This is a genomic window from Flagellimonas abyssi (genome assembly GCF_019457905.1).
In the GTDB taxonomy this organism is placed as follows: Bacteria; Bacteroidota; Bacteroidia; order Flavobacteriales; family Flavobacteriaceae; genus Flagellimonas; species Flagellimonas abyssi.
The window spans coordinates 73,358-93,199 of record NZ_JAHZSV010000007.1 but is presented as its reverse complement, the minus strand read 5'-3'; the positions used below and the strand labels follow the sequence as shown (position 1 = coordinate 93,199).

13 protein-coding genes and 1 tRNA gene are annotated in these 19,842 nt (G+C 43.4%); 7 read left to right on the top strand and 7 right to left on the bottom strand.

From position 1 onward, the window contains the following. Nucleotides 1–77: 77 nt before the first annotated feature. The 3 genes from K1F36_RS06820 to K1F36_RS06810 form a co-directional block, all read right to left on the bottom strand. Nucleotides 78–638 carry a hypothetical protein gene (locus K1F36_RS06820; RefSeq protein ID WP_220113146.1) on the bottom strand — a complete coding sequence of 187 codons (561 nt, stop codon included), beginning with the start codon at nt 636–638 and terminating at the stop codon, nt 78–80. A gap of 404 nt (nt 639–1,042) precedes the next feature. Next, nucleotides 1,043–3,877: a DNA polymerase I gene (gene polA / locus K1F36_RS06815; RefSeq protein ID WP_220113145.1), complete on the bottom strand. Its 2,835-nt coding sequence runs from the start codon at nt 3,875–3,877 to the stop codon at nt 1,043–1,045. 199 nt (nt 3,878–4,076) lie between these two features. Continuing rightward, a complete protein-coding gene (locus K1F36_RS06810; RefSeq protein ID WP_220113144.1) occupies nt 4,077–5,078 on the bottom strand; it encodes an isoaspartyl peptidase/L-asparaginase family protein in 1,002 nt (333 codons plus the stop codon). Between the two features lie 40 nt (nt 5,079–5,118). On the opposite strand from K1F36_RS06810, the gene K1F36_RS06805 reads away from it, so the two are divergent. Continuing rightward, nucleotides 5,119–5,838: a copper homeostasis protein CutC gene (locus K1F36_RS06805; protein ID WP_220113143.1), complete on the top strand. Its 720-nt coding sequence runs from the start codon at nt 5,119–5,121 to the stop codon at nt 5,836–5,838. 54 nt (nt 5,839–5,892) lie between these two features. Next, complete coding sequence (locus K1F36_RS06800; protein ID WP_220113142.1) at nt 5,893–7,125, top strand: metallophosphoesterase; 1,233 nt, start codon at nt 5,893–5,895, stop codon at nt 7,123–7,125. Between the two features lie 8 nt (nt 7,126–7,133). On the opposite strand, the gene K1F36_RS06795 is transcribed toward K1F36_RS06800, so the two are convergent. Then, nucleotides 7,134–8,438, bottom strand: a complete 1,305-nt coding sequence (locus tag K1F36_RS06795; protein ID WP_220113141.1) for a 3-keto-alpha-glucoside-1,2-lyase-like domain-containing protein — start codon at nt 8,436–8,438, stop codon at nt 7,134–7,136. 181 nt (nt 8,439–8,619) lie between these two features. Between K1F36_RS06795 and K1F36_RS06790 the strand changes: the two genes are divergently transcribed. Both K1F36_RS06790 and K1F36_RS06785 read left to right on the top strand, forming a co-directional pair. Beyond that, nucleotides 8,620–9,852 carry a DUF1080 domain-containing protein gene (locus K1F36_RS06790; protein WP_220113140.1) on the top strand — a complete coding sequence of 411 codons (1,233 nt, stop codon included), beginning with the start codon at nt 8,620–8,622 and terminating at the stop codon, nt 9,850–9,852. 111 nt (nt 9,853–9,963) lie between these two features. Then, entirely contained in the window at nt 9,964–10,263 is a 300-nt protein-coding gene (locus K1F36_RS06785; protein ID WP_100817192.1) for a thioredoxin family protein, read from the top strand. Nucleotides 10,264–10,295: 32 nt separating this feature from the next. On the opposite strand, the gene K1F36_RS06780 is transcribed toward K1F36_RS06785, so the two are convergent. Then, nucleotides 10,296–13,634, bottom strand: coding sequence for a glycosyltransferase family 117 protein (locus K1F36_RS06780; protein ID WP_220113139.1), 3,339 nt, complete (start codon nt 13,632–13,634; stop codon nt 10,296–10,298). A 194-nt stretch (nt 13,635–13,828) separates the two neighbouring features. Between K1F36_RS06780 and K1F36_RS06775 the strand changes: the two genes are divergently transcribed. Beyond that, nucleotides 13,829–13,900 (top strand) — tRNA-Gln (locus tag K1F36_RS06775). Nucleotides 13,901–13,957: 57 nt separating this feature from the next. Here K1F36_RS06775 and K1F36_RS06770 read toward each other — a convergent pair. After that, nucleotides 13,958–14,560: a YkgJ family cysteine cluster protein gene (locus tag K1F36_RS06770; RefSeq protein WP_220113138.1), complete on the bottom strand. Its 603-nt coding sequence runs from the start codon at nt 14,558–14,560 to the stop codon at nt 13,958–13,960. 157 nt (nt 14,561–14,717) lie between these two features. Between K1F36_RS06770 and K1F36_RS06765 the strand changes: the two genes are divergently transcribed. Further along, a complete protein-coding gene (locus K1F36_RS06765) occupies nt 14,718–15,557 on the top strand; it encodes a YwqG family protein (protein ID WP_220113137.1) in 840 nt (279 codons plus the stop codon). Nucleotides 15,558–15,635: 78 nt separating this feature from the next. Here K1F36_RS06765 and K1F36_RS06760 read toward each other — a convergent pair whose 3' ends face one another. Next, nucleotides 15,636–19,004 carry a PA14 domain-containing protein gene (locus K1F36_RS06760; protein ID WP_220113136.1) on the bottom strand — a complete coding sequence of 1,123 codons (3,369 nt, stop codon included), beginning with the start codon at nt 19,002–19,004 and terminating at the stop codon, nt 15,636–15,638. A 375-nt stretch (nt 19,005–19,379) separates the two neighbouring features. On the opposite strand from K1F36_RS06760, the gene rimP reads away from it, so the two are divergent. Continuing rightward, nucleotides 19,380–19,841, top strand: coding sequence for a ribosome assembly cofactor RimP (gene rimP, locus K1F36_RS06755; protein WP_207034742.1), 462 nt, complete (start codon nt 19,380–19,382; stop codon nt 19,839–19,841). Nucleotide 19,842 lies beyond the last annotated feature (1 nt).

Genomic DNA, 19,842 nt, shown 5'->3' with positions numbered 1-19,842 from the left:
GTATAACATACAAGATTGAAGGATGACATTTTGCAGTATTTTTGTTTGGGGAGGTTGGAGATGGTGGTTGTTTTTTATTATTTATCATTCAATGGATAAATTTTAGCCATCATTTTTTCGAATCCAATTATCACATCTTCTGCTAAGGAGACCCAATATTTGTATAAAAGCTTTTCTTTATCACTTATATTGAATGAAAGTAATTCCATATTATTAATTTCATCATCAGCTTTTTCTTTAGCAGCTCTTTCTCCACCTGCTTTTTCATTTGCAGTTCTCTTGTCCTTGTATTTTTTTTCCAGAAAGTTCTCAGTTCCATCCAAAAATGTTAAACAATCTTCAAATGATTTAGCTGAGGCATTGTGAACAAATTGATTACGTATATCAAAAAATGTTTTGATGTATTTCTTATACTCCTTGTCGAGTAATTTAGAGTCTAGCAGCAATATCAATTTTTGATTCATTGATAAAGCTTGACTTGTGTTTCCCGTTGATATTGCTGAATCTTCGAGTTTTAAAACTGTTCTCAAAAACATACTAGCCAAGTTTTCAAATCTTACCGAAGATGATAAAACCAATACTTTAATCCTAGCTTCATATTCAGAAAATCCAGTGCCTTTTGTTATTATATTTTCCATTTAAACTAAAGTTACTATTAATGATTTTATGTATGACGGCCTGCAAATAATAAAATTGGGTTTTGTTAAAAGTTTATTTGAATTCCACTTTCTTATATCCCCACCTAATAATCAAGATGAGGAGAAGATTGATAACAATATGTATCATCGGAAATAATATGATAAACCATAAACTTCTAATGCCATATTCGTCGTGACCGATAAAGGGAGGATTGCCATAAATCAAATACAAAGTATATATAATGAACAATAAAGTGTTTAACCCAAAAGATAATTTATTGTTCTTCCATTTTGATAGCATGGGAACATTGATAATCCATAGGATTCCAATGACGAGGACAATCAAAACAAAAAGGTATGCCAAAACCATCGTGTGAAAAGTAGTTTAACTTACTTCTTTTATGTCAATGCGCCTCCAACCAATTCTCACCAATACCCACTTCCACATCCAAAGGAACAGAAAGTTTGTAGGCATTTTCCATTTCGGACTTGATGAGCTTTTTCATTTCCTCCAGTTCGGGCTTGTAGCAATCGAACACCAATTCATCATGTACCTGCAACAACATTTTGGTCTTGTATTTGCCTTCGGAAAGCTTTTTATGGATGTTGATCATCGCAATCTTGATGATGTCCGCAGCACTCCCTTGAATGGGGGCGTTCACCGCGTTTCGTTCCGCAGCTCCGCGCACCACTTGGTTTCCCGCATTGATGTCCTTTAAATACCTGCGACGGCCCAACACTGTTTGCACGTAGCCATTATCACGGGCAAAATCCACAAGTTCGCTCATGTAATTGCGCAACTTCGGGTAGGTTTTGTAATAGGTGTCAATAAGTTCCTTCGCCTCCGAACGGCTCAAATCCGTTTGGTTGCTCAATCCAAAAGCAGACACCCCGTAAATGATCCCAAAGTTTACCGTTTTGGCATTGCTACGCTGTTCGCGGGTCACTTCGTCAATTGGCACGTTAAAAACCTTGGATGCAGTGGAAGCGTGAATATCCTCACCATTTTTAAAGGCAGAGATCATTGTGTCTTCTTCACTCAATGCCGCGATGATGCGCAACTCTATCTGTGAATAATCCGCAGCCAAGAGCACATAGTTTTCATCCCGTGGTATAAAGGCCTTTCGCACCTGTCTGCCACGTTCGGTTCGGATCGGTATGTTCTGAAGGTTCGGGTTGTTGCTGCTCAAACGGCCCGTAGCGGCAACGGTTTGCATATAATCGGTATGTACGCGACCTGTTTTTTCCTGAACCTCGTTCGGTAGGGCATCCACGTAGGTACTTTTTAGCTTGGCCAATCCACGGTAGTCCAACACGTTTTGGATGATCTTGTGGTCCTTGGCCAAGTAGGAGAGCACATCTTCCGAAGTGGAAAACTGGCCCGTTTTGGTCTTTTTGGGTTTGTCCACCAGCTTGAGCTTATCAAATAGGATGTCCCCTAATTGTTTAGGAGAAGCAATGTTGAATTCCTCGCCCGCTTCCTTATAAATACTTTGCTCCAGTTCCTTGATGTCCTTGTCCAACTGTTCCGAAAGGCCACCCAGATAATCCTTGTCCAGATTGATGCCTTCCAATTCCATATCCGCCAATACGCGAAGCAAAGGAATCTCAATATCAGAGAACAGCTTGTCAGTATGGGCATCTTTGAGCTCTGGCGTAAATTTTAGCCCCAATTGAAAGGTAACATCGGCATCTTCCACCGCATATTCCGTTTGCTTTTCCAAAGGAACGTCCCGCATATTGAGCTGATTTTTGCCTTTTTTGCCAATGAGTTCTGTGATGGAAATGGGGGTATAGTTGAGGTACGTTTCAGCCAATACATCCATATTATGGCGCATATCGGGGTTGATGAGGTAGTGGGCCAGCATGGTATCGAACAGTTTGCCCTTGACTTCCACACCATAGTTTTTCATCACTTTAATATCGTACTTGAGGTTTTGTCCTACCTTTTCGATGGCTTCGGATTCAAAAAACGGACGCAGTTTTTCAATCAAAGGTTTCGCATCGTTTTCATTGTCTGGGAAGGGCACATAAAACCCTTTGCCTGGCGACCAACTAAAGGCAATCCCGACCAATTCGGCTTCCAACGGATTGAGGGACGTGGTCTCCGTATCAAAACATACGGAAGGTTGTTTCATCAGCATGTCCATAAAAAGTTCCATGCCCAGACCATCTTGCACATTCTGATAAAAATGGGGCACATCACCGATGGTCATTCGGCTGTTCACATCTTTAATGGTGGCTGCAGCTTCGGATGGGTCACCGCCAAATAGGGTAAACTGACCGCTTCCCGCCACTTGTGCTTCCTTTTTTGCCGTTTGTGTACTGGTTACTTGGGTAGTTGCCTCGGCTTCTTCTGTAAATAATTTGATGAATTGGTCTTTCAGTCTACGGAATTCAAGCTCTTCAAATATTTCCTGGACTTTTTCGGCATCGGGTGGACACATTTCGTAATCCTCCGCATGGAATTGTACATCGCAATCCGTTTTGATCTCTGCCAATTTTCTGGACAATCGTCCCAACTCGGCATTCTCTTCCACCTTCTCTTTCATCTTTCCCTTGAGCTTGTCGGTATTGGCCAACAATCCTTCCATGGAATCGAACTGCTCAATAAATTTTTTGGCCGTTTTGTCGCCTACACCTGGGAGGCCTGGAATATTGTCACTGGCATCGCCCATCATCCCCAAATAATCGATTACCTGTTCGGGACGCTTAACACCGAAGCGTTTCTGTACTTCGGGGATGCCCCAGATTTCGATACCATTGCCCATTCGGGCGGGGCGGTACATAAAAATGTTTTCGCTCACCAACTGACCAAAATCCTTGTCGGGCGTGACCATAAATACCTTGTAATTTTCCTTTTCTGCCTGTTTGGCCACCGTTCCAATGAGGTCATCGGCTTCGTAGCCTTCCAATTCCACGATCGGAATTTTCATGGCCTCCAAAATTTGTTGGATGTAGGGCACGGCGATACGAATGGCATCGGGCGTTTCATCACGGTTTGCTTTATAGTCCTCGAACATTTCCACACGCTCTACGCTGCCTCCTTTATCAAAAGCAACCGCTAAATGGTCGGGCTGCTCGCGTTTGATCACATCAAAAAGGGAATTCATAAATCCCATAATGGCTGAGGTGTCCATGCCCTTGGAATTGATTCTTGGGTTTTTGATGAGGGCGTAGTAGCCACGAAAAATAAGCGCGTAGGCGTCTAGTAGGAATAGTCTTTTTTGGTCAGACATTTTATAATTTTTTTGAAGTACAAAGTTAGAAGTACGAATTTTTAAATGTACGAATTGCTGTTTAAAAGATGTGAGATTCTAGATGCGAGATTTGAGACGGTTTTTTAGAACCAAGAGCAAAGAGTCAAGAATCAAGATAATTGAGTGAAAAAGTCTTGATTCTTGTTTCCAAAAGCGCAGCGGTCTTGCGTCTGGCAATCTATTCATAAAAACTGGTCACTTCTCGGTTTTCGTGCCCGTTCTCGGAATACTCCCGATACGTAAACCCAGGGTGCACGCAGTAACCGCCCGTTTCCCCATTTTTGTTGATGGCCAAGAACCCGATTTGGAAATCTTTTCGGCCCTCATTTTTCTTCATGATGCGTTTTACACCTTCCTCACAGGCTTCTTGCGGGCTTTTTCCTTGACGCATGAGTTCCACGATCAAAAAACTGCCCACAGTACGGATGACTTCCTCACCAACTCCCGTGGCCGTGGCACCGCCCACTTCGTTATCAATGAAAAGTCCCGCGCCAATAATGGGGGAGTCCCCAACGCGCCCAGCCACTTTGTAGGCCATGCCGCTGGTGGTGCATGCTCCCGCAATGTCCCCATTGTCGTCAATGGCGAGCATACCAATGGTGTCGTGGTTTTCTATATTGATGGTGGTCTCGTATTTGGAGGTTTTCAGCCACTCTTCGTATTGTTTTCGTGTACTTTCGGTAAACAGGTCCTCCTTTTTAAAACCTTGTTCGTAGGCAAATTTTTCGGCACCCTTACCTGCTAAAATGATGTGAGGTGTTTCTTCCATCACCTTTCGGGCCACGGAAACGGGGTGCACAATGTTCTGCATGCAGACCACGGAACCGCAATTGCCATCTTTGTCCATTATGCAGGCATCCAAAGTCACGTTGCCATCACGATCGGGACGACCGCCTTTGCCCACGGTCTCATTGGTTTCGTCAGCTTCTTCGACCCTAACGCCCTGTTCCACGGCATCAAGTGCATTGCCGCCCGATTTTAAGACTTCCCAGGCCTTTTCTGTGGCGTTAAAAAAGTTCCAGGTGCAGACCACAATCGGTTTTACGGCGGTTTGTACAGGAATGGTGGAAGCTGGGGCAACTTCGGGCTTTGTGTCCGTTTTACAGGCGGCCAATGTGGAGGCGGAAACCAGTCCAGCAGCGGACAGACTGGAATTTTTGATGAATTTGCGTCGTTCCATGGGTTGGTATGTTTAATTTTAAGGGTTATAAAGATACAATATGATCGTAGAAGTGTGTGCCAATTCCTTGGAATCGGCAAGGAATGCCGAAAGGGCAGGAGCGAATCGAATTGAACTTTGTTCGGAGCTTGGTGTTGGCGGTGTCACCCCATCCGCAGGATTGATTCAATTGGTGAAAAGGGAGTTGTCGATTCCCGTTCATGTTCTAATTCGTCCTAGGGGCGGACATTTTACGTATTCCGATGCTGAATTTGAAGTGATGAAGGCCGATATCTTGGCATGTAAAGCCCTAGGGGTGCATGGTATTGTTTCGGGGATTCTGATGGATGATTTTTCGTTGGATGTTGGACGAACAAAAGTTTTGGTGGAATTGGCCAAGCCGATGCATTTTACCTTTCATCGTGCGTTTGATTGGGTGGCCGAACCTTTGGAAGCCATCCAACAGCTTGAAGCGATAGGGGTTCAGACCATTTTAACTTCTGGCGGAGAACCATGTGCAGAAAAGGGAATCAAAAGCTTGGAGTTTTGGCAACAAAAAACATCCATGACCATTATGGCAGGAGGGGGAGTATCACCAGGGAACGCATCAAAATTTAAAGATATTGGTCTGCATGCCATACATTGTTCGGGTACTTCCTTTGGAAATCTGATTGTGCTGAATGGGAAAATCAGTATGAACTCCGCCAAACATTTAGTGGAAGATGAGGTGGCCGTTTCGAATTTGGAAACACTGACCTCGATTGTTCGAGCCGTTAAATAATAGTAAAAAGCACTGCTAAAAAGCAGATTAGCCCTAATTTTGTAAAAAAATTGTATGTCCCGATTTATCATTTTGGCAATTCTTTACTTGGTGCTGGCCGTCTATGGTTTTCAAGCATTCCGTACGCTGTTCAAGAGTCCGTTGATGCATTGGGCCTACATTATACTGTTTTTGGGTGCCTTGATTTTTTTGACCATTAAGGTTATGACCTATGACGAGGGGGATGGATTTAAAGGAACTGCAGCCATTGCAGGCACCATTTTCGCTGCATTCTTTTTATTGGCACTGGTGTTGGGGTTCTTCCTTTTGTTGGAGGATATTGTACGGCTGTTGGGCTTTGGTTACAATAAAATTGTAGGTGTCTCCGATCCTGATGCAGGGTACTTTCCATCACGCAGAAAATTTATAAGTGGTATAGCGCTCGGTTTGGCGGCCTTGCCTTTTGGAGCGTTGTTGTATGGAATGTACCGTGGAAAATATAACTATCAGGTATTGAAGTATGAGCTGGAATTTGATGACTTGCCCGATGCTTTCCACAATTATCAGATTACCCAAATATCCGATGTGCACAGCGGTAGTTTTGACGATTACCAGAAAGTTGAATATGGTGTAAATCTGGTCAACGAACAGAAGAGCGACGTCATTTTCTTTACAGGTGATATCGTGAACCTAAAGTCCGATGAGCTGGAACCATGGAAAGAGGTTTTCTCCCGTCTGGATGCCAAGGATGGCGTATACTCCATTTTGGGCAACCACGATTATGGGGATTATGCCGTTTGGGATACGGAGGAAGATAAGGAAGAGAACTTGGAATATCTCAAGACCATGCAAAAGGAAATGGGTTTTGACCTGTTGCTGAACTCCAATCGGTTTTTGGAAAAGGATGGGGATAAGATTGCACTCGTAGGAGTGGAGAACTGGGGCCGCGGCGGATTTAAGAAAGCGGGCGACCTCCAAAAGGCCAAGGAAGGTATTTCTCCGGAAGATTTTAAAATATTATTAAGCCACGATCCATCACACTGGGAGGATGTGGTAATCCATGACGACTACCATTTTCATTTGACCTTGAGCGGACACACCCACGGCATGCAGTTTGGGGTGGAGATTCCAGGATGGGTGAAGTGGAGCCCCGTGAAGTGGCGCTACAAATATTGGGCGGGCATTTATAAAGAATTGGGACAGTTCATCAACGTGAACCGAGGTTTCGGATTTATTGGATACCCGGGCCGTTTTGGAATTTGGCCCGAGATATCCGTAATTACTTTGAAGAAGAAGGGATTGGCCTAAGTACAGGATTACTTCAACCAATTGAAGACATCTTGCATAAATTCTTGACATTGGTAATCGTCCACGCCTTCCCAACTGGTCATATAAAGTGAAACCATGGCTTCGCCCATGACCACTAGTTTTCCTCCTTTTTTGGTCTTTACGTAGGTAGCCGCGGGATAGGCTTTACCCAATTCATCTCCATAAACAAAAGGAGTTCCACCGATTACTTTTCTGGCTTCATGATAGGATATTTTTAATGGCTCATTGTGTATTTCCCCTTTTATAGTGTGGCCGCCCGGAAGTTTATCGGGGATGGCATCTCCATATTGGATGCCGTAGGGCGCTATGAGGTCGTTAACATTCGTGTCGCTCAAAGATGACCAATACTCACTGTCCATTATGATAAATAGACTTCCGCCCCCGTCAATAAACTTGTGGATGGCCTTGACCTCTTTTTCTGTGTACTGTTTTTTGGGAATGTGGATGTACAGAATGTCGATGTCCGACAACATCTTTGAATCTATTTCTGTTTTCGCATAATCCACTGTGGCGTTGATGGCTCTTGCTGTTTTGTAGAGTTCCTCCGTCATCATATAGACCCTACTGATTTTTTCATTCTCCAAATCCATGGATTTGGGGTCGTTCCAAAACACCTGATCATGCGCAACATCCATCAAAATATGGGTGTAATCATCCATTGTGTTCCGCTTTATGGAAATGTTTTTGAACCAGCCTTCGCTGCCTTCACCTACCCAAAGGCCAATTTTTCCGTGGCCACTGACATTGATCTGTTCTTCGACCGTAAAAGTGGGAGTGTTTGAACCATCCACATAAACATCCACTTTGGGATAATGGATTTCCAATTTTACATGGAACCAGTCATCGGGGGCAGGAGCGGGGTCGATATGGGTCTCATATTTTCCTGGGTGGTTTTCGCGCAAGGTTTTCCAATCCAAATGTGGCATGGCAATGTATTGTACCATATGCTCTTTTTTATTTGGATTCTGAAAGTTGAAGGGCCTAAAGTAAACGGCATCGAAAATGGAATTGTCTTTCCCGTTAAAGGCCACCCCAACGAAACTTGCACCGGTCTTATTCTTTCCTTTGATGTCGAGTTCAATGGTGCCGTTCTGAAAATCGGAGCCTTTCAGCCATAAAAGGCCGTCCCCGGGTTTACCGTTCAAATGAATGACCCCGTTGTCAAAATCGACCTCCCTATTGTGGACCTCCCAATTTTTAGGGTCATCAAGATTTTTGTTGGTTTGTCCTAGAACGGAAAAAGAAATGGTCAATAAGAAAATGGATAATAAACATGTTTTTAAGGATTTCATTGTGTTTGTTTTTTGATTGAAATCCAAAATTACCGCAGAACAAGGCTTGATGAGCAGGCAAAAGCCGACCAAATCGAGTTCAAAATTCGGTCATTTACCGAAAACCGAACAATTTTGGGCGAATATTAATATCTTCGAGTATGCTATGAAAAGCCCTGATAATTACCATATCGAATTGTGCATGAAATTGCTTGAAGAGAAATTTTCCTTCGGCAACGGACATGGATATACCCAGAAGGATTTGGAGCAGCTTTCCTCCTATATTGAGGAGCATACTGGGTACTACATCAGTTTGTCCACTTTAAAACGGGTGTGGAAGGGCACTTATAAAACACAGCCCCAAATCGCTACCTTGAATGCCCTTGTGGAAGTGCTTGGCTATAAAAACTGGCAGGATTTTAAGATTCAGCATCAAAAAGCCAAGCTTGAAGAAGAGAAGGGTTCAAAAAGAAGCAAATGGCCCTTTTATTTGGCAGCACCTATAGTGGCGATTATTTTGACGGTAATCGTGTTTTCTTTTGGAGAAAGTGGGGCATCAAACGTAAAAATTGAGGGTCCCGTAAGCTTTAGTGCGGACAAAACGGTTGCCAAAGGTGTTCCGAATACGTTTATTTTCGAGTATGACCTGAGCCATGTGGTAGCCGACAGTTTTTTTATCCAACAATCTTGGAATGCCTGGCGCAAGGAAAAAATCGACCCCAAAAAGGAGGTGTATGCTTCAACCTATTATGAAAGTGGTTTCCACCGAGCCAAATTGATTGCGAATGATGAGGTGGTCGCCACCCAAGCGGTCCATATTTTAAGCGATGGCTGGGAGCCACATGTATATTATTCTGAGGCCGACGACATATTTATCGATTTTAAGGGCGAGAGATTTGTTGCGGATGGAAGATTGCATCTGCCTATCGAGCTGCTTAAAAAACGAGGCTTGGATACTTCCCGCTACTTTATGTCTCGCATTTCGCATAGCGATGACTATGGGGTTTCTTCCAATAACTTTGGATTCAAAACAAAAATCAAAGTGGAAAAGGCGTTGGAATCCAACTGTCCGTGGGTAAATGTTTTATTGATTACCACCGAGCATGTATTTTCGGCTAAGCTTGTCCGCAACGGCTGTGAAACGGGGGCCAGCTATAAATTGGGTGAAATCTACAAGTCCGGGAAGGACAATAATCTCTCCAAATTGGGAACGGACCTTTATGAATGGAATGATTTGGAGATAAAGGTCGAGGGAAAGAAAGCCACCATATTGTTGAATGGGAAGGAAGCCTATTCTGAGAATTACCAAGAGGACCTTGGAAACATTGTAGGTCTTTCCTATGTATTCGAGGGAACCGGGTCCATTGATTTTGTTGAACTTACCGATGAGAAGGGAAAAGTAGTTTTCCAAGACGATTTTGAAGTTTATGAGTAATGGAATTGGGATGGCTCCCATCACAATTTAGAGTGAAGCAATGTTCAAAGCGTTGAAAGGCTGTAAAACATTCAACTTTTTTCTTATTTTTGACTGTAAACCTTAGAATACATGTCCAAATTCGGAGAACTTATAGATTTACAGGTCCCAGTTTTATTAGACTTTTATGCGGAATGGAACGAGCAGTCCACCTCTATGCATCCAGTGTTGAGCGATGTTGCCGCTGCTCTTGGCGATAAGGGAAAGGTGATAAAAATTGATGTGGACAAGAACAAGGAACTTTCACAGGCACTCCGTATCAAAGGGCTGCCCACTTTAATGATCTACAAAAAAGGTGAAATGGTCTGGCGCCAAAGCGGAGAGCAGGACGCCAATACCTTGATCGGTATCCTAAACGAATACATCCAATAAAAAAAGCGAGGTTTTTCCCCACTTTTTTTATGCTATTCTTCTTCTGGAATTATGGACTCTGGAATACTGTCGGGTGCATCGATTGGAACGGAACCTTCCATGTCCGGGTCTATCGGGGGGATTGATTCATCCATTACATCCTCCTCTTCATCCACAAATTGGGAGAATTTGTCAATGTACTCATTGAAGATAATGGTTTCCGACTCTGCCAATTCCTTGTCCCCATTTTCAATCAAAATGTCAATGTTTCTACGGTAGGCCTGCATATCGGATAGGATGTCGTCTATTTTATCGTATTGCTCATCCAAAGGAATGTTGGCGTAGTATTCCAAATGTTCTTGATAGACCTTTTTGAGCTTGCCGAAAAGCTCTCGGGCTTTTTGGGTTTCGCCCACTTTATAATAGCCATCTACAAATGGTTCAACAAAGGCATAGAAATAATAATGCTCCACGGGCATGTTTTCCATGGCAATATTGATGACGTCCTTGGCCTCATCAATCTTGTTTTCTGCAATCAAGGTTTCCATCAGGCGGGCCAAATTGCTTCTAAAAGAAAGTCCCTGTGAACGCGTTTGTGGATCGTGATAGATCTCATCGCTTCCTGCATTGCCCCATTCCCAATCCTTGACAATATCGTACATCAGATCGGTATCGATTCGGCCCATTTCAAAGGAATTTCTGTTTGGCGTTTTGATGGGGACCAATTTGTACACAAGTCCATCGAGTTGCAGGTAATCCTTCATCCAGATGTATTCTGCACTGTCAAAACTACCTCCGGAAAAATAGATGGGGCGCTTCCAATCGTTGTTGGCGATGAGGTCCAACATCAATATCCTGTTCTTGGGAAGTGCACCGGTTGGCAGGTCAATATCGATATAATCCACGATCAAGGCAGAATCCTTCTCTTTGACAAGGCCACTTTCCAATACATTTTGTTTGTTGACAGGAATCCTGATCTTATTGGTGGGGTAGTACACAATATCCAAGGTGCTTTCGGAGTAATTGCTTAAATCTGCTCCCTGATTGGTGAGTATATGCCTGAATTTAGTTTGTGGCTTATCACTATCCACCCAATTGATGAAGTCCTTAATGTCCCACCTGTTGTCGGTAATGCCTTGGTAATAGATGGCATCCCTAGTTCCGTACCTATACTTGTCATGCGTTAATTGCGATGGAATGGCATCGCTTTCGTACGCTTTTCGCTTCATCTGGTCAATGTACCAATCTGTTGCAAAAAGGCTGGTATTGACCACACGGACGTCTGTTCTATAATTCTCGATTTCTTGGGCGTACCATATTGGGAAGGTGTCATTGTCCCCGATTGTGAACAATATGGCTCCCGCATCTTCTTTCGTGGAATCTAGATAAGCTTTTGCCGTAGCTGGGGCCGTATATCGGTCAGATCTATCATGATCGTCCCAGTTTTGATAGCCCATCAGCAATGGTACCGCCAAAAGACATATAGTTGTGATTGCCGGAGCCGCTATTTTGGACGAAACCAATTTTTTAAATTCTTCAAACAGTCCGTATACACCGATACCTATCCATATACAGAATACATAGAAGGACCCTACCAAGGAGTAATCCCTTTCCCTAGGTTGAAAGATGTATGGGTTGGTATAAAACTGTATCGCAAGCCCCGTGAACATAAAGAACACGAAGAGCACCCAAAACTGTTTTGGGTTTCTGGAAACTTGGAAGACAATACCTAAAATTCCGAGCAATAGCGGTAGGAAGAAATAGGTATTTCGACCCTTGTTATTTTTCCAGTCACTGGGGAGGTTTTCTTGGCTGCCCAACCGAATACTGTCAATAAAATTGATGCCGCTGAGCCAGTTTCCGTTTTCATCGTACCTGCCCTGCATATCATTTTGTTTTCCAACGAAATTCCACATGAAATAACGCATGTACATATAGCTGAACTGGAAATCGAAAAGGTACTCTACGTTTTGCCAAAGGGTAGGGGGTTGCACCTCAATATATTCACCGAATTCCCTTAAAAAGCGGATATATTGTTCTGTATCCAGTTCTCCTTGCGAATAGGCTGTTTTGAATTGGTTTACCGCCTGTCGAAGATCGTTATTGGATATATATTCCGATTTTATCTTGAATTCCAGGGCGCCAAAATATTTCATATAGTTTTCGGCGTGTTGATCGCTCCACATTCTGGGCAAAAACCCTACGTGCTTTTCGTTGGGGCCTGGAATAGCTCCTTTGTAATGGTTTACGATAACATATTTGCCCGTTTCCAAGTCTTTTTCGTACTTCGGGCTATCATCCCTATCTTCTCCCGAAGTCGCAAAGGTGTCCGAGTAATAGGCTCCGTAAACAGGACTATCTACCCCTGGATATTGTTCCCTGTTATAGTAGGCCAGTAGCGCTCGGGCATCGGCCGGGTTGTTCTCATTGACAACGGTTTTTGCATTTGCTCTAATGGGAAGCATCAACCAAGAAGAGAATCCTAGGATAAGGAACATCAAACAAAGTACAACAATATTGGCATTGTAATAATTGTGTTTTCGGGTGTATCTCAAACCGAAATAGAAAGCGGCCACAAATAATAGCCCCATGATGATGGATCCCGAATTAAAGGGTAGCCCAATTTCGTTTATAAAGAATACCTCGCTCCAACCAAATAGTTCCAGAACGTAGGTCAAGGAGAATTTGTAGACCAAGATGAGTACCGCTACAACAATTATGTTGGCCAATAAGAAGTTTTTAACCGTGGTGGTCTTATATTTTTTGAAATAGTAGAGCAATCCTATGGAAGGAATCGCCAAGAAGCCCATGAACTGTATACCAAAGGTAAGACCTATTACAAAAGAGATGAGCATGAGCCATCGGTGACCTCTAGGGTCTCCCAAATTATCTGTCCATTTTAGGCCCAACCAGAGCAATAATGCCATCATAAAACTGGCCATGGCATACACCTCGGTCTCTACAGCGTTGAACCAAAAACTATCTGAAAATGTAAATGCAAGCGCTCCGACCAAACCACTGCCAAGTATGGCAATAGCCTTGCTATCGGTCATTTCATTCTTTTTGGCAACCAACTTTCCTGTTAAGTTGGTAATGGTCCAGAAAGTAAACAATACGGCAAAAGCACTGGATACAATGGATACAGCATTTACCATAAGAGCTATTTTCGTAGGGTCGCCAAAGGCGAACATGGCGAAGAAGGCACCAATCATTTGCAATAATGGAGCCCCGGGCGGGTGCCCTACTTGTAACTTTGCCGAAGTGGAAATGTATTCACCTGCATCCCAAAAACTTCCTGTGGGTTCAACGGTAAGGGCATATACTATAAACGCAATGGCGAAGGAAGTCCACCCAAGGATGGTATCCCATTTTTTGAAGTCTTTTGCAAACATAAGAGTTGGTTATTAACCGAATTGTGGCGAATTTAGTAAATATAGAACAGAAGCCTAGCCCTTTTTGGAAAACCTTTAACACCCATGTTCAAGAAAAATAGCGTGTATTCTTATCAAAAATATTTGTTGAAACCAAAGTTTGTTTTAAATTTGCACGCTCAAAAGCTGAATCAAATTTAGCTTTTATATGGTACTGGCCTATGGTGTAATTGGTAACACAGCTGATTTTGGTTCAGTCGTTCAAGGTTCGAGTCCTTGTAGGCCAACAAAAAGCCCCTTAAATCATCGGATTTGAGGGGCTTTTTTATTGTTATATTTTTTGTTTAAACGATTTGCTTATCCATGCTGGGCATTGGCCTGTAGGTGTAATATTGCAGTACCTCCTCCAATGCCATTATCAATGCTTTGTTGATGGGCATGATTTTGGAACCCATTTGATAATCGATTTGGTTCAGTTGCATGTAGTAATCCGTAAATACGGGGACATACATTCCCTTTGAAATTGCTTCGGAGGTGGCTTGATAATTTTCAGCCTGTTCCTCTTTGATTATTTTACAAGTGGCCAAGCGCAGATTCCCGTCCTTATCCTTGCTTGCGGCATAGCCAAAAAGCCTACAAATCAAACCTCTCTGACTATAACTGCCACAGTGGCCCTTGCTCACTATGGAGACCGGTGTCAACAAAAAACAAGTTCGATCGTGGGACGTGTTCAAAGACTCAAGGGCTTCTTCGGCCTTACCTGATAAAAATAACTGGAATGCCCATGGTAAAAATTCCAAGGGTGATGCATCAATGTTGGGATAGGTGCAACATTTTCCACAACCGGAAACACAACCAAGCTTCGATTTTTCCTGAAACTGTTGGGTTTCTTGCTCCAATTGACTGAATAACGCTTCAACCGATCGGACTTTCTGTTCTAGTGTCATTTATTGGAGGGCGAAGGTATATCTTATTTTGATCCATGGTGCAAATATTTTTTCAGAAAAAAGAGTGGTGCCTTCAAGGGTTGTGTCACTCAAAAAATAATTCCATATTTGAAACATCTACGTAGCATTTATCCCAAATCTTTTATTAACCTATTAAATGCGAAAGCGTATGAATGTATTGGAAAAAGCAAAGGCTGTGATAGATGGCTTTGACTTTAACGAAGAGCACATTGCCAAGTTCAACGAAAGTGCAGGAACTGAATTGAGTTCCGAAAGCCTAAAAAACTATCTTAAAAAATGGTTGCTGTACTATCTGATCCCAGAATTAACAGCGTATGATTCTGAAGAAGAGGTGCCATTGGGAACCACCAAACTGTACGGACTTCCTCATCTGCCGGACTCGTTGGAGTTTCCTGAGGATATGATATTTGCGGGCCAGTTCAATCTAGCCGAAATTAAGCCACACGACATTTTTAATGAGACTCCCAAAGACTCTGGTATTTATTATTTTTTCGTAGAGGTGGATGGTTTGGATTCGGAGGTGTTTTTTTATGATGGCCCTGTTGCTGATCTAAAAATAAGGGAATACCCCAATGGAGATGAATATGAACCGTCTGAAACATTAGATTTAGGGGGTAATAGTGAAGAACTTTACATGAGGTCCAGTATCATTGGATGGTGGATTGAAGCTAAAGAGAGATATGTAGGATATGATCTAGCGACCATAATTGGGGCGGATGTTTTGAAAAGGTTGGAAGGGCTTTTACAAAAAGAAGCAGGAAGCTTCACTCTATATGATCATCTTGGCAGTCTTCCAGATGAATACTTTTTCGGAAAACCAACGTATTATCAAGGAGAGGATGGGGATACCCCTGATTTTTATCCTGGCTTTTTTAGTTTTGAACCACCATGGCAGGAGGATTGTTTTATAAATCTTAGTGTTTGGCAGGACAAGGGGTCAAAAGGATATTATGGCGATATTGAAATAACCTGTTAGCATGTTGAAACATTAGGTAGCAATAAAAAACCCCGCAAAGTCAAATTTGCGGGGTTTGTTTTTTTAAATATTTTCTAATCAGTTTTTGTTCACCCGGTAAGTAATTCCCCTGTTGGTGATCACTCTTCCGTTCTTCACGGTCAATGTCGCTTGATCGGAGGCTAGGGGAGTGCAGCTTCCGGACGAATTGGAAACAAGCACACGATATATGTAACTGTCTTTTGCGGAATCCGGAGTTGTAAGGGTCAGGTTTGCGCTAGATGTTCCCGTGTATTCACTTCCGTCGGCAATAGGCACAAAATTACTTCCGCCATCGGTACTTACCTGCCATTGGTAGGTGTCCACATTGCTGGCCACAACCGAAAGGTAGCCATTGTTTCCCACAACCACGGTTTGGTCGGTTGGTTGTGTGGATACGCTAAATGGTGTTACGGTAATGGTTTGCTCCACGTCCAGGGTGTTTCCTGCCGCATCGGTAATGCGATAGGTACGTGTAATGGTTTCGGGGTCGCTTCCGCCATCACTTACATCGCTCACAAAGGTCACCGTTGGATTTGGATCACAATTGTCAGCTTCGTCGGTTATTACGGTTACATCTGGTGTTGGAATATCGGAAGCACAATTTACCGTTATTGGCGAAGGTGTACTGGAAGTTGGAGCTTCCGTTTCTACCGTTATTGTTGTTGTGGCAGCCAAATCAGGGTAAGGTGGGTCGCCTGGCATCCCCCCATACTCCACCAAATATCCTTTGGGCTGATAATCGCCGCTTGCGGCCCCCGTATTGGATAAGTCGTTCCATGAACCTGGTAGTCCTACTCCTGGAGCTGTTATATGTGCATAATCTTCATTTCCGGAATTGTTGGGTTCGCCGGAGTTCCAGAATTCATATCCAAATGCGGTTCCTCCGCCAGTGCCTCTCCAAAAGAGAGTTCCAGTTTCGGGTCCGGTTACCCAATACCAATCTCCTTCGGTCGTGGCATCACTTGCCCCTATCCATCCCGCTCCCGGTGCCTGCGAGCCCAAGAGGTCGGACTCGTCCTGAACAGAGATTGTGGCCAAATATCCCTGTAGTCCATAAAATGTTCTTAGCGCGGCCGCATCCCTGGCGGCTGTCCATGTGATTCCCTCTGCGGCCACGTATTCATAATAGTGTCCTGTCGATTCCAAATAGTTGGCCTCGTTCATTACAATGGAAAACGTCCGTGTATCCCCACCGTTTACAGTTGCGGTGGTTTGGAAAATCACACCAGCAATTGCGGCTTCAAATTCTGCCAAGGTCGCGGGTCCCTCCAAGAACAATCTTCCTTCTGAGGTGTCCCAACTAGCTGTTATGTTAGGGTGTGTTCCTGTTAAGCTCAATACATCGCCTGATACATCGTAGTTGGAAGTAATTTGAATATAAACAGCGTCCAAGGTACTACTGTCGGTATCGGTGATCTCTACGGTTTCCACCACGGGAATTGGGTCGCCTGGACAAAATGTTTGGTCTCCGGTTGCGGTTATGGATGGTGGGTCATTATCGTCAAAAGTATCGTCCCTAAAATCTAAATCCCCTCCCGAGGTAACATCACCATCAGAGTCGGGCAGCATCAAAGAGCCTCCGTTAGTGTTCAGTGGATTGTCTATGGTGCCTCCTGGGTCGGCGTATCCGGTTGTGGTGTCGATATTATTGTCCAAGCCATCATTATCGCTATCCGACCCTGAAAGTGTCAAGACTGCTTCGGTGGTGTCGGAGGTCCCATCATTGTCAGAATCCAAATCCATAAAATCAGGTGCTCCGTCCCCATCGGTATCTACGGGGGTGATTCCGCTGCTTTCGTAGGCGTCGTCTAGTCCGTTGTTATTGGCATCTATTCCCGAAGGTGCTATATAGTTTAAAGATGTTTGAGCCTCCACATTGTCCGGTATGCCATCTCCGTCACTGTCCAAATCCTGATAGTTTGGAATACCATCACCATCTGTGTCAACCGTTGTGCAATCAACCGCGCCACCGTAGCTTGCACCATGGACACGAGCTCTGGTTTGATAGGCTATTACCCTAAAGGATTGAAAATTACTTTGTGATACATTAAAAGTTATTTCGGTAATCGACCCAGAGGGAATTGCGGTGGCATCAGCTAAGTAAGTGCCATTGGAATATTGGATTTGCATATCCGAAGTGCCCGAGGCTGCCGATAAAAACACGCTAACAGTAGTCCCTATTGGAATTGGGTTGGCAAACTGAAATGATATAATGGATTGATCTTCATAGGTAGATGTGGAGTTATAGGCATATGAGGTGCCTGGGTTACCTTCCGCATTGGATGGGTCTCTAAAATATTGAACGTTGGTCGCTGTTTGCACAAAATTCCCTGAGACTCCTCCACATTCATCAACATCCAAAATACCGTCATTGTCGTCATCGACATCAGCTGTATCAGGTACACCATCACCATCAAGGTCGGCACTACTTGCGCTACATGTTGAATATAATTTGGAAAAAGGGATGTTCTGTTTTGAAATGGACGGACCTTGATATGCTACAGATAGATTTTCTCCTCCTCCATTTTCAAAGAATAGCACGGTGATATCGTGAAGTCCGGGTGATAAGGTTATGGTTCCCGAACGTTCTTGGGAGCCATGTGCGCCATCGTTGTTCACTACCTGGGCCCCGTCGATGTATAATTTGGAGCCATCATCTGAAGTCGTGTAAAATGTGTAGCTTCCCTGTGTATCTATTTGGATGAATCCCGTGTACCTAATGCTAAAGTTATCGGTATCTCCTGGGTCTTCTTGATTTTGAAGCGCATCTACATCAAAACTAGTATAAGTACCGGATCCGAGATATCCCGATATTGGGATGTTGTCCACAGTGCTTCCGGAAGGTGAACTGTCGTAAAATTCAAAGTCAACCTCACCATTACAAATGCCGGAGATTCCCTTCACAGCTGCATTATCTATAAAATATTGCTCGCTATTATTGTCGTTGTCCATTCTAACCCTAATCTCTAAGGTGGAGTTGGCAGTGCTGGAAAATCCAAACCCATATGAAGAGTTTAAAGGATCGGAATTTGAACCGGATGCATTTACAAATTGTTGCCAAGAACCTCCATCAACCCGGTATTCGCCAATCATATAATCACTTCCATTTTCCATATCATTTGGGTCATCCACCCAGGTGTCCATGCTAAAACCAATATAGTCGTATCCGGTAATGTCAATGGGGTTGACCTGCCAGGTCCGCCCTGCATCCAGATTTCTACCTCTTAACGAATTGTTTATTACCGACAACTTATTTCCTCCATTGGTAGTCCATGACGATAAAGAAGGTCCAGTAGCTGTTCCATTTTCTGTCCCATTTCCATATGTGAAGTTTTCGCTCCAAATAGTGGTCTGTGAAAATGAAAGAAAGGTTCCCAACAAGAAAAATGCCAATAGTAGCATCCATCCACTGGGAAAATGATTCATCTTTTTATTAAAGAACGAGGTTGTGCCCATGTATTTATTTCAATCTTGCACAAAATTAACTGGTGCACAGAGGCTTCAAAATATTTGTTGTGAACGGTTGTAAAAGGAGTGTTAACATGGTGATATATGGAGAATGGCATGTTTTGTGGTCAAACTATATGGTTCGTTTGAATGAGATGTACGGGTTCGCATGCACCTTTCTTTATGATTTGTATAAGTTAATACATTGAAAAATAGATAGGGACAACTTATTTTTGTTCGGGGAGGGGTTGCACATGCGATATTATTTGTTGTATATTTGCAAAACTGAACGGATATAAAAGTATTCATGAGGGGACCTTGAGTCCCCTCTTTTATTACTTATTTCTCATTTTTATGTTGAAGGATAAAGTGGAATCGTTGCTGGGCAAGGCGTTGGAAGAGCACTCTTCCTTGTTCTTGGTAGATTTTAAAATGGGCAGCGACAACAGTATCAAAGTGGTTTTGGATGGTGATGAAGGGGTGAGTCTGCAAGACTGTATGAACATTAGTAGGGCCATTGAACATAATTTGGATCGCGAGGAAGAGGATTTTTCCTTGGAGGTTACATCGGCCGGAGCTACTTCGCCGTTAAGGTTGCCCCGTCAGTACAATAAAAATGTTGGAAGAAAATTACAGGTCAAGACCACCTCTGGGCAATTGGAGGGTACATTGGTAGCGACCTCGACAGATAGCATTACCTTGGAGTGGAAGGCTCGTGAGCCCAAACCCGTGGGTAAAGGAAAAGTTACAGTACAGAAAAAGCAGGAAATCGCCTTTTCTGACATTCAAGAGGCAAAAGTTAAATTAAAATTTTAAT